This is a genomic window from Chitinophaga sancti (assembly GCF_034087045.1).
GTDB lineage: Bacteria > Bacteroidota > Bacteroidia > Chitinophagales > Chitinophagaceae > Chitinophaga > Chitinophaga sancti_B.
On sequence record NZ_CP139247.1, the window covers coordinates 3,624,910 to 3,637,020 of the forward strand.

The 12,111-nt window shown below is 42.3% G+C and carries 7 protein-coding genes and 1 tRNA gene; 6 read left to right on the plus strand and 2 right to left on the minus strand.

Translation table 11 applies throughout. From position 1 onward, the window contains the following. Positions 1–236 precede the first annotated feature (236 nt). From SIO70_RS15085 to SIO70_RS15105, 5 genes are all read left to right on the plus strand, one after another. Positions 237–3,539 carry a SusC/RagA family TonB-linked outer membrane protein gene (locus SIO70_RS15085; protein ID WP_320581687.1) on the plus strand — a complete coding sequence of 1,101 codons (3,303 nt, stop codon included), beginning with the start codon at positions 237–239 and terminating at the stop codon, positions 3,537–3,539. A gap of 71 nt (positions 3,540–3,610) precedes the next feature. Further along, the gene (locus SIO70_RS15090; RefSeq protein ID WP_320581688.1) at positions 3,611–4,996 is read left to right on the plus strand and encodes a RagB/SusD family nutrient uptake outer membrane protein; all 1,386 of its coding nucleotides are present in this window, start codon (positions 3,611–3,613) and stop codon (positions 4,994–4,996) included. 245 nt (positions 4,997–5,241) lie between these two features. Then, positions 5,242–7,776: a zinc-dependent metalloprotease gene (locus tag SIO70_RS15095; RefSeq protein ID WP_320581689.1), complete on the plus strand. Its 2,535-nt coding sequence runs from the start codon at positions 5,242–5,244 to the stop codon at positions 7,774–7,776. Between the two features lie 21 nt (positions 7,777–7,797). Next, positions 7,798–10,221 (plus strand): zinc-dependent metalloprotease, encoded by a 2,424-nt coding sequence (locus tag SIO70_RS15100; RefSeq protein ID WP_320581690.1) that lies wholly within the window; start codon positions 7,798–7,800, stop codon positions 10,219–10,221. Between the two features lie 349 nt (positions 10,222–10,570). Further along, a tRNA-His gene (locus SIO70_RS15105) sits at positions 10,571–10,644 on the plus strand. 89 nt (positions 10,645–10,733) lie between these two features. Here SIO70_RS15105 and SIO70_RS15110 read toward each other — a convergent pair. Further along, entirely contained in the window at positions 10,734–10,907 is a 174-nt protein-coding gene (locus SIO70_RS15110; protein WP_320581691.1) for a hypothetical protein, read from the minus strand. Positions 10,908–10,911: 4 nt separating this feature from the next. After that, positions 10,912–11,073, minus strand: a complete 162-nt coding sequence (locus SIO70_RS15115; protein ID WP_320581692.1) for a hypothetical protein — start codon at positions 11,071–11,073, stop codon at positions 10,912–10,914. Positions 11,074–11,589: 516 nt separating this feature from the next. Between SIO70_RS15115 and SIO70_RS15120 the strand changes: the two genes are divergently transcribed. Further along, entirely contained in the window at positions 11,590–12,054 is a 465-nt protein-coding gene (locus SIO70_RS15120) for a hypothetical protein (protein WP_320581693.1), read from the plus strand. Positions 12,055–12,111 lie beyond the last annotated feature (57 nt).

The window sequence follows — 12,111 nt, forward strand, 5'->3', positions numbered from 1 at the left end:
ATCCGGCAGATGGCCGAAAAAAACCGTGATAGTGTCGGAAGCACTATCACGGCAAGACAATTGGTTTTATGGACTCTGGGGGTTCCATAGCCACATTTAGCATTCATACTATTTTATTAACCAATTCAATCAGCAAATTAATGAAATTAATTGCCGACCTACTACTATTGGGTAGAAAAAATTTTCGAACTGTACTTTATACTCGTCTACGATCACGGCTAACCTTTGTTCTGCTCTTGTTAGCAGTATTTAGTGCTGCATCCGGACAAAGAAAGAATGAAGTCAGCCTGGATTTTAAAAACGCACCACTTTCCAAAGTATTTAAAGCAATCAAGCAACAGACAGGATTTGCATTTGTAAGTGGCGATGTCAGCTTGAATGGCATCACCGTTAATGTAAAGGTTAATAATGCCGGTATAGATCAGGCAATGAGCGTCTGTCTGGGTGGAACAGGCCTCCAATATGAGATCGTCGGCAAAATAATTGTCATAAGGAAAGAAGCATCAGATAATCTGGTTGATAACAGCCCGAGTTTTCCTGCAAGGATTTCGGGGGTCATCGTTGGTGAGATGGGGGTAGCACTAGGTGGTGCTACGGCAACTGTAAAAGGAACTAAAAACTTTACGGTATCCCGCACTAATGGCTCTTTTACCCTACCCGGTGTAAATGCAGATGCAATCATTGTAATTACATACCTGGGATATGCAGCACAGGAAGTAGCGGTGAAGAACAGGTTTGATATTGGGACGGTCAGATTAAGCCCCAATATCAGTAAACTGGACGAGATCAATGTGCTTGCCTACGGTCAAAAAACCAGTCAGCGTTTTGATGTTGGATCCTCTGTTAAAGTAACCAGTGAAACCATCGGGAAACAGCCGGTAGGAAATATTCTGCAAGCGCTGGAAGGCAGGGTCGCAGGTTTAGTAATTACCCAGTCAAGCGGTTTAATTGGATCTGACATAAGCGTGCAGGTACGTGGTCAGAACTCACTGGATCCTAATTCAGAAAGGGACAATGCTACCAACGTTATCAAAAACGTACCACTCTATATTGTTGACGGAGTGCCGTTTCCGGGCGCTGCAGTCAATCAGCAGGCCTCTAGCAACGATGGCAATGGAAATTATAACTACCTCACAGGACCTAACGGTAATGGTAGCCCACTTTCAACCCTTAGTCCCAGTGAAATAGAAAGCATCACCGTATTAAAAGATGCCAGTTCAACTGCTATCTATGGTTCCCGTGGGGCTAATGGCGTCATTCTGATCACGACCAAGAAAGGTAAACCGGGGAAAATAGGAATGTCGGTATCTGCAGGATCGGGAATAAGTATTGTTCCTACTAAATTAAAGGTACTTGGCTTGTCTGATTATCTGGCACTCAGAAAGGAAGCATTTGCCAATGATGGATTGACCATTACCTCTGGCAATGCACCAGACCTGACCTTGTGGAGCCAGACGAATGCAACTGATTTTAAAAAAGTGTTAATCGGATCGCCCGCAAAAACATTTAACGGTAGTGCCTCTATTTCCGGCGGCGGTGGTGGTTTTACCTTTCTGATGTCTGGTAGTTATGGTCGTCAGAACTCTGTATATGACGATCACAGGTCTTCCAACAGTTATAGCACACATTTTAATTTTAGCTATAGTACCCCCGATCAAAAATTCAGTACTACACTCTCTGCCCTTATAGGGGCGCTTAACAGCAACCTGGCCAGTACGGATTTCTATACCAATGCATTTTCTTTGCCCCCCAACTTCCCATTACGGGATGAAAATGGGAAATTATATTCGTGGACCGGCACCTATCCTAATGTTACTAATCCGCTATTAAACCTGAATGCGAGTTACCAGAACAAAATGATGACAACTAATGCCTCGTTGGGTTTAAATTATAAGATCTTAACTGGCCTTGATTTTCAAACTAATATCGGGTATAATAAAACACAATCTACACAGACCTCCTTGTCTCCCAGCTCGGCTGTACCTGCTTCGCTGTTAACGTATTTTCAGCCTAGTGCAAATTTTGTACAATCCTATTCACAAAATCTGGCTGTAGAACCTCAGCTGAACTACCATACTACGATTAGCAAAGGTAACCTGACAGCTTTGTTAGGTGGAACCTTACAAAAAACAGTGAATGAACAACCTTATAACATCCAGGCGTATGGATTTCCTTCTGACCTTTACTTGTCTAACCTGGCCCTTGCCAGTAGTTATGTGATTCACAACGGATACAATGCCTACAATTATGCATCTGTTTTTAGCAGTATCAATTATCTGTGGGACAGTAAATATGTACTGTCGGCCAATTTCCGCCGGGATGGTTCTTCCAAGTTTGGCCTGAATAATTTATATAGCAATTTCGGTTCCGTAGGATTAGCCTGGATCTTCACCGAAGAGGCCTTTCTTAAAAATAAACCTGTATGGTTTGATTTTGGAAAATTACGCGGTACCTACGGTGTAGTAGGAAGTGATGCAGTTGAAAATTACGCTTACTTATCTACTTATAGTACCACCTCCAGCAGCTATTACGCGGGTTCAAACGGTGTGACACCTGTCAGACTGGCGAACCAGGACTATAAATGGGAAACCACCCATAAACTTGAATTAGGATTGGATCTCGGTTTTTTTAAAGACAGAATAATTTTAGCCACTGCCTTCTACCGCAACAGGACTAATAGCCAGTTGCTCAGCTTCCCACTTGCTTCCCAGACAGGCTTTAACAGCTATGTTGCAAACTCGCCTGCCCTGGTGCAAAATACAGGCCTTGAGTTTACCCTGAACACAAAAAATATTAAATCGGCTAACTTTACCTGGACGACATCAGCCAACGTTTCGTTTGCCGGGAATAAACTCATCGCCTTTCCAAACTTAGGAAGCTCCCCTTATGCAAACTCTTATGAAATAGGCAAACCCGTTAGTGGCCTTTACCTGTTCCATTATACAGGTACTGATGCAAATGGTTCCCCTACTTATACAGATGTGAACCATGATGGTACTTATACACTGAATCCAGCCATCAATGGTCTGAAAGGTGACATGCTTTATATGGGGAGTTCAGCTACAAAAATGTATGGCGGACTTTCTAATACCTGGAAGTATAAAGCCCTTCAATTAGATGTTTTTTTCCAGTTCACCATTGGCGCGGTCGATCAGGGGCTGCTGAAATACATTTCGGCTCCTCCGGGTGGCCTGGCTAATTTACCTAAAGCTGTTATCGACAAAATGCGCGAACTGGATCTGTCTAAAATGTTCACTACTTATTCCTATTCCAATGATTTTTCCAGGCTCAAACAATCTGATATATTGTTGAACAGATGCTCATATGCAAGACTCACCAATATGGCATTGTCCTACAACCTTCCTAAACGATATGCAAAGGCATTAAGAGTGGCTGGCCTGAGTGCAAACATCATGGCCCAGAACCTGGCTGTCTTTACATTATCAGGCAACAAATACAGGGGAATTGATCCTGAAACGGGTCCTGTCAATGTTCCGCCGTTGAAAGTATTTAATGCAGGTTTACAATTTTCATTCTAAGTGCCATGAAACAAAAAAAATCAACTTTACAATCTTCCTCACGTAAGGGAATCAGTCAATACTATCATCAGATGAAAGCAACAATCACATGCCTGTTTATTTTATCTGTCATCTCATCAGGTTGTAAAAAACTCGTTGAACTGGATGCTCCGAAAACAGAAGTGCTTAGTACATCGGTTTTTAGCACTGATGCCAGTGCACAATCCGTAATAACGGGTACCTATGCCAACATGATCAATTTGCAGGCATTTCCATATATTGGCTATTACAGCAGTCTATCGGCAGACGAGACGGACCCAACGAACACGTCCTACTTATACATAAATTTTGCTAATAACACTTTAACACCTTCGGATTATAATATCCCGGGCTTGTGGACAGGACTTTACAAGACGATTTACCAGGCTAACAGCATCATTGAAGGCGCAGCAGTCTCCACCGGAATGAGTGACTCTATCAAAGTTCGACTGACGGGTGAGGCAAAGTTCCTGCGGGCGCTGAGCCACTTTTACCTGGTTTCTTTTTTTGGTGACGTTCCCCTGATCACTTCTACAGATGTGAAAGTGAATGCAACAATGGCACGCACTGCCACGGCTACCGTTTATCAGCAAATAATAGCAGATTTGCTGGAAGCAGAAAATGCCCTTCCTGAAGATTATTCCTATTACAGTAATGAACGGGACCGCCCTAACAAATATGCAGCTGCCGCTTTCCTGGCCAGGGTATATTTATATACCGACGACTATACCAATGCGGAAAAACAGGCCACGATAGCCCTTGGCAGCAGTTTGTATTCCCTGTTACAGGGTGACGATATCAGCAACATATTTTTAAAAGAAAGTGAGGAAAGTATGTTTGCACTAAACCCGGCCACCGCTACAGGGCAGGTAATATTTAGTGATGCATATTATTACGGCAATGGCCTGCAGTATGGTTCATTGTATGGATCCAACTATGTGCTTACAGACAGTCTTGTGAACGCATTTGAAAGTGGAGATCTTCGTTATTCCCATTGGATTGATTCTTTTGTGTATAATGGAACCACCTATTATTACAGTACCAAGTATAAGGATTATAATTATTCGCAACAACCAACTGAATATAGTGTCATGTTCCGTTTAAGTGAACAATACCTGATCAGGGCGGAAGCACGTGCACAACTGAATGATCTTTCCAATGCTGCTTCAGACCTGGATGTGATCAGGAACAGGGCTGGATTAGCCAATACGACAGCTGGTACACAGGCATCACTCCTGACTGCTATTTTGAAGGAACGTCGTGTGGAGCTTTTTCTGGAATACGGCCATCGCTGGCTCGATCTTAAAAGGACTGGCCTTGCCAATACAGTGATGGCAGCAGCAAAACCTGCTACATGGACATCTACAGCTGTACTATACCCAGTGCCTATCGATGAAATTGAAAGCAATCCTGCTTTAACGCAGAATCCCGGGTATTAATTATACCTGGAGGGTTCCCTTCATTCCTGTTATTCTACACGTAGTTACGGAAGAATAACAGGAATGACAGGCCTTATATTAACCGTATTTCAGCCAATCACATCAGGAAACACTTGCTATATAACGATACACCAGGCATGTATACCAATTTAAATAATTCAATTATCATGTTTATAAAATTAAAATATCCATTTAGATCCGTAATTACAATAAGTATGGTTATGGGATTCCTTTTATTGGGAATCATGCCAGCGCACGCGCAGAGAAAGAAAACGGCTGATAAAAAATCAGATACCACAACAAAAAGTCAGACTTCACCCAAAACGGATTCAATAGCCGGACCTGGAAATGTGCAACCTTTTGACAAAGTGATTCCAGCAGACGCCCAGGTATTCAAAGGGTTATTTACTGTTTATAAGACAAAAGATAAATACTATTTCGAAATTCCTGATTCTCTTATTGGTAGGGACTTCCAGATCATTAGCAGGCTCGAAAAAGCTCCTGCAATGCTGGCAAGAAGAAAAGATTCATATGCCGGCGCCGATTTAGGTAGTGCTCAGATCAGTTTTGCAAAAGCGCCAGGCAACCGCTTGTTCATAACCGAGCCAATTTACAATGAGGCTGCCTATGATACCTCTAATGCCGGCCTGAAGAAGGCATTATCTGAAAATGCCCTTCAGCCGGTTCTGTATGTAATGGATATTAAGGCTTATGGAAAAGACTCGGCTATGGTGATCGATATGACAGATTACCTGAATGGAGATCAGGGCATCATCACCGGCAATATCAAAAAAATACTCAACGCACAGTCATTACAAAGTGACCGGTCCTACGTTGAGTCGGTGCATGCTTATCCTATGAATATTGCTGTAAGTGCGGTGAAGACTTATTCAACACAGAACAACAATTCGTTGACAACACAAGTAAATATGTCGTTCACGCTGTTGCCCGCAATACCAATGCCCCGCCGGTATGAGGATGAACGTGTAGGTTATAAAAGCTATACCCTTATCGACTTCGACCTGGACCTGCAGCGGGCTAAAATGGTAGGTATTATTAACCGCTGGAGGATGGAACCAAAGGCTGCAGACATACAGGACTATATAAATGGTAAACTGGTAAAGCCTGTTCAGCCTATTGTATTCTATATTGATCCCGCTACACCCAAAAAATGGGTGCCGTATCTGATACGGGCTGTTAACGACTGGCAAAAAGCATTTGAACATGCGGGCTTTAAAGAGGCTATTTATGCATTGGAAACACCCGGAAATGATACTACCTGGGATAGCGAGGATAACCGGTTTAACACCATTACTTACACTCCATCTATAGGTAGTACCGTTTCGTCAAATATGGTAACAGATTCCAGGAGCGGAGAAATCATACATGCAACTATTCACATTGAGCACAACGTACTGGGTAACCTGTATTACTCATATATAGCTTATGCCGGCGCCATTGATACCGGTGCAAGAAAACCAATATTTGATGATCAGCTGATGGGGGAACTTTTACAACGTGCGGTATCCATCCAGGTAGGTTCCTCCCTTGGCCTGTTACCAAATGCGGCAGGTTCTTCTACCGTACCGGTAGACAGTCTGCGAAACATGCATTGGCTGGAAAACCATGGCATTAGTACAACGATCATGGAAGATGATGTATATAATTCTGTTGCACAGCCATCTGATCATATTTCGAGGAAAGGGATTTTACCACAACTGGGAGAATATGATATTTGGGCTGTTTATTTTGGTTACCGCTATTTCCCCGGCATAGCAGGTACAGCGGCCGAACAGAAACTAATATTGAAATTGATCGCAGATAGTTTAAAGGCTAACCCCAGACTGGTTTACGGAGGCCTTAATAATGAAACTGTAGTGGATCCAAGGGCACAGCTGCACGACTTAGCAAACAATGCAGTTGCAGCGGCTACATTAGGTATTCAGAACCTGAAGAGAATCATCCCTGCATTACCCGGCTGGACATTCCTTCCAGGTGAGATTTACAGTCCTAATGGTAATAGCCGATTAGCTGGCGTAGCGTACGCGGTGAATGAACTTTTTAACAGGTACCTTAAAAATGTGGTAAATATTTTCGGCACTTATTACTATTCACCACAAGGGCCAGGTTCCGATCAGAAAGTATATCAGGGTGTACCTGTTATCCAACAAAAAAATGCCATGTCATTCCTGCGCACCAATGTGTTTGACAAGGAACCGGACTGGTTGCTGACGAAGGAAATTGAGAATAAGTGCCTGGCGCTTCCATATAATAATCTCATTTACCAACCTGGAATTGACTTGCTTGGAAACTCCTTGCTTAGCATGGACCTATTGAAGAACGTGAATTTAATGGGCGAACGTTTTGGACCAACAGTCACTTATAATCTAACCTCTTACTTACATGACCTGGATAAGGCTATCTGGTCTGAACTGGGTACTTCTAAAAGCGTGAGCAGCTATCGCAGCCGCCTACAGCAAACCTATGTTCAGAGTATGGAAAAGGTGATTAATACCCCGCGCGACAGAGCCACAATGAATACGATAGCCATCGTCAGGGGGCATTTGATAAACCTGAAAAATCAGGTGACTACCACTGCCAACCTGAGCCAGGATAGCAAAACCAAAGAACATTATAAAGATATTATTGCAAAACTGGATAATCTGACAGATCCTAAAAGGACGACGCCAGCAATGCCTGTTTTGCCTGGAAACAATCAAGGTATCAGCAGCTTTTATAAGGCAATAAATGGTGATGATGATAGCGAGGTGACTTATTAATCTATGTTAAACTATTCAAAAATGCTTGATAAAAGAATATTATCCCTGCTTTTGCTGCTGATTGCATTTCCTTTAGCTGGGCGATCACAGGGAGGAATAATAGGAGCAGCTGCTTCGACACCTGTTAATGAAATCGTTCCATTCGACAAACTAATACCAGCTGATGCTAAAATCAGTCATGGCGTATTTAACATTTACCAGGTAAAGGAGAAATATTACCTGGAAATCAGTGACTCACTTATAAACCGACAATTTCATCTTGTCAACCGTATTCTGCAGGCCTCTGCAGCAGTCGATAAAATAAAAGAGGGGTATGCTGGTGACGAAATTGGTAATACTCCCATTGTCTTTTTAAAAGGTAGCGATAACAAAATATACCTGAGTAGTTCTTTTTCTTTTGACCGCTCGCGGGATACCACTCCCAACGGTATGGCCAATGTACTGAGCAGGAATACCATTTCGAGTTTTGACTTCGCATTTGCTATCAGGTCTTATGGACGTGACAACAAATCGTTTATTATCGACGTGACCGACTTATTCTCAGGAAATAGTGCTTTGTTGGTGGGCCGTTTAAATTCCTCTCAATTTCAATCAGACAAGTCTTATATTGAAAGGATCAGGTCATTCCCAACTAACCTGGAAATTCAAACGATAAAAACTTACGGCACCGGAAAGGGAGATAGCACTGCTACATTACGACTCAATACCTCTATTTTATTGCTGCCGGTCATCCCGATGAGAGAGCGGTTTTATGACCCGCGGGTAGGTTATTTTACGCCTTTCAATTTTGATTATGACAAAGATCCGCAGCGGGCAGCGATGGTATTAAAAGTTAACCGCTGGAGATTAGAGCCTAAGCCGGAGGATATAGATAAGTATATGCGCGGAGAGTTAGTGGAGCCGGTAAAACCTATTGTATTCTATATCGACCCGGCTACACCAAAAGTCTGGGTGCCATATCTGATTCAGGGCGTTAACGACTGGCAGGTAGCTTTTGAAAGGGCAGGGTTCAGGAATGCCATCATCGCGAAAGAAGTGCCTGCAGATGATACCGCCTGGAGTATGGACGATGCCCGTTACAGTGTAATAGTGTATAAACCATCTTTACTGGCAAATGCACAAGGGCCTTCGGTCAATGATTACCGCAGTGGTGAAATTATCGAATCACATGTAGGCTGGTACCATAATGTTATGACATTACTTCACAGCTGGTACATGATTCAGGCTGGTGCCAACGATCCGGGAGCCCGACATCAGCAATTCAGCAATGAGCTTATGGGACAACTGATCCGCTTCGTATCTTCTCATGAAATAGGGCATACACTGGGTCTTAAGCATAATTTTGGTTCGTCGTCCATTATTCCGGTAGATAGCCTGCGTAACAAAAAATGGGTGGAAGCACACGGACATACGCCTTCTATCATGGACTATGCGCGTTTTAATTATGTAGCACAACCAGAAGATAGTATATCAGAAAAAGGTATATTCCCAAGGGTAGGGGACTATGATAAATGGGCGATTGAATGGGGATACCGGTTATTTCCACAGCTAGCGGATGCACGTGCTGACGCTGACATGCTATTTAAAATGACCACTGACAGCCTGCGTAATAATAAGCGGTTGTATTATGGTGAACAGGCTCTTTTTGGGTTGATTGATTCCAGGTGCCAGGATGAGGATTTGAGTGAAGATGTAATGACAGCCAATGATTATGGTATAAAAAATCTGAAACGGGTGATTACGCAACTCCATGCATGGACGAGCATGCCGGACGATAAGTTTGGTAAAAGATCCGGAAACGGGCTACGCAGGGAATATTCTGCTTTTTTATCGCAGTTTGCCAAATATCAGAGTCACGTCATCAACACGATCGGCCTGGGATTTTATGACAACATAACAGCAACAGACTGTGTGCCTGTATTTAATTTAATTCCTAAAGCTAAACAACAGGCAGCGGTTGCTTTTTTAAACGCACAGTTATTTGCAAAGGAACCTGAATGGCTTACACCTGATGCAATTATTGACCTGGTCTGGCCTCCGGATGCCGGTGTACTCACTCAGGCAATGGCTAACGACGTACTAAACGAACTGCTGGTTCCACAGAAACTGATTAACCTGGACAATGCCGAAGCACTGTATGGAGAAAAAACTTATAGCCTGCATGATTTCTTAGCAGATATGAATAAGGGTATATGGAACGACCTGTCTGGTGCGCAACCCGTAAGTAGTTATCACCGGTTCCTACAGCAGAACTATATCAGCTCTATGCTGACGATGATAAAAGAAGTTAAAAATGGCGCTGTTTCAGCCACCATTAGGGGACACATTCAGGGAATAGAAGGGAAGATCCGAAGAATACTACTTATGGTTAGAGATGAGGAAACCATTTACCATTATAACGACATTTTGTTGCAAATGGACGCCCTTAGGCACCCTGCTTCCTGATTATTGGGAATTAATAAGAGGTGGATATAGAAAATGCGCAAAGCGCGCAGGGTTCAATATTGTATCTTTTTATTAAAGTGGTAGGTAAAAGATCTGATGCTGGAGTTTTTTTTTATACAACAGAAGAAGCTTTTACCTGCCTCCTTCCTTATGGTTGTTTTTACCGCTGTTTGTCAATGCACAACAAACGGTTGATAATAGGTTTTATTGGGTGGTGTTAAGGAGGAAAAAAAAAGGTAAAGTCTGTGGTATTTTTGAAAATGTAGAATAAAGAAGGAAAAATTATTGCAATTTTGAAAATATTATTATCTTCGCGCCCCGCACAGTTAAAAACGGTGTGAGAAAAACGGTGGTTGTAGCTCAGTTGGTTAGAGCACCAGATTGTGGTTCTGGGGGTCGTGGGTTCGAACCCCATCATCCACCCTAACGGGAATTTTCTTTAAAAGGGCTTCTGTACACAGGAGTCCTTTTTTCTTTGATTATTGAACCTATTATAGGTATAATCGTTGATCTTATTTTTTATATTTCATCTCCAACGACTCGATTTCTTCGTTTACCTGTTTTAAAGCTTCTTTACTTCCAGCTAACTCGGTAACCCGGTTTTCTAATTCTGATGTCATATGGTTTCGGGCGGTTGTAATTATATAATCTACTTGATTATCAGATAGCTTTAGTTCATGAAGCATATTGTCAAATTGCTGATTGAGGTGCAATGGTAGGAATTAATAAAACTTTGGCGATACCTTTCATGGCCTGTTCCAAAGATTCCTCATCATCAAAGTTAACTATGCGAACATTTACTCCTTTATCAATATAATGTTGTGCTTTATTCTGGCTTTGGCGGTCTTCCATCCTCCGGGGGACAATGACGTGAGATTTGCCTGACCATTGAGAAACTTACAGCAAATGTTCTGTCCAGGATTTATACCTGGGTTTCCTCTTAATACTTTTCTGAAAATCAGAAAAAGGCAGGGCAAAAGTACGGATTATACTTTTGTTTTAATGTAAAGGTGTGAATGTTAGGGTGACTGGAGCTGGTAGAGATATATAGAGACACCTTAAAGCCGGGTACGTCCGCCAATAAAATCACGGTTTATGAACGAAATCTGCAAATAATTATGAGAATCCGAGGCGCTGAAGAAAGGTCTGAATTGAATCTGATAAGAAGGGGATAAAATGAAAAAAGCAGGCAGTCATCGGGAAAATTATGTACAATTTTTAGGGTGTCTGAATTGTTTTTATTAAAAGATTGTATTATTTCAGGAACAGTAATACTTTTACATACTCATAGCAGGTACTTAAACCTGCTTGGCAATTATTCGTCAAACATTGCTGTTTTTACTATAATTAACAACATATACTGCGATCTTGATTAAAAGAATATATTGGTTTCTTTTCATGTACGACCTGAATGAATCGGGGGAAAGAGCTACTTCCGTTGCTGGTAGTAGGTCATTGAAAGGAATACTGATGCAGGATCTGTCTTATGTTGTTTTGTTTTCCTACACCTTTTTTATACTTGCTCCTGTTATGCCGCTGGTGGCTGATTTAGTTGCCCATACCTTTTGGGAGAAGGACCACCTTTCGACTGCGCATCACTTGTATGGAAATAACCATGTGAGTAGAGAGGTGCAGAAAGCTGAGAATCAAACCGGTAAGGAGACTGGCAGCAATGGTCAAAAGGCAGGTATGGATGACCTGGTGCATAGACCGGAAAGCAATTTGATTTATGATTTAAAGCCGTCTATAGCATTGACGCAAACTTTTATAATATTTAATGCATCCTGCGCTGTCGCCTACCCCGACATTGATTATCCTCCACCACGATTATAGCTATTCCCTTTTTCTTTTGTTTGATGAAGCGCTTCGCGTCGTCGGACTGGTATTTCT

Excerpts from the sequence above, each read along its gene's own strand:
- SIO70_RS15090 (WP_320581688.1), top strand. The coding sequence starts at position 3,611 with ATGAAAGCAACAATCACATGCCTGTTTATTTTATCTGTCATCTCATCA.
- SIO70_RS15095 (WP_320581689.1), top strand. The coding sequence starts at position 5,242 with ATGCCAGCGCACGCGCAGAGAAAGAAAACGGCTGATAAAAAATCAGAT.
- SIO70_RS15100 (WP_320581690.1), top strand. The coding sequence starts at position 7,798 with ATGCTTGATAAAAGAATATTATCCCTGCTTTTGCTGCTGATTGCATTT.
- SIO70_RS15110 (WP_320581691.1), bottom strand. The coding sequence starts at position 10,907 with ATGCTTCATGAACTAAAGCTATCTGATAATCAAGTAGATTATATAATT.
- SIO70_RS15115 (WP_320581692.1), bottom strand. The coding sequence starts at position 11,073 with ATGGAAGACCGCCAAAGCCAGAATAAAGCACAACATTATATTGATAAA.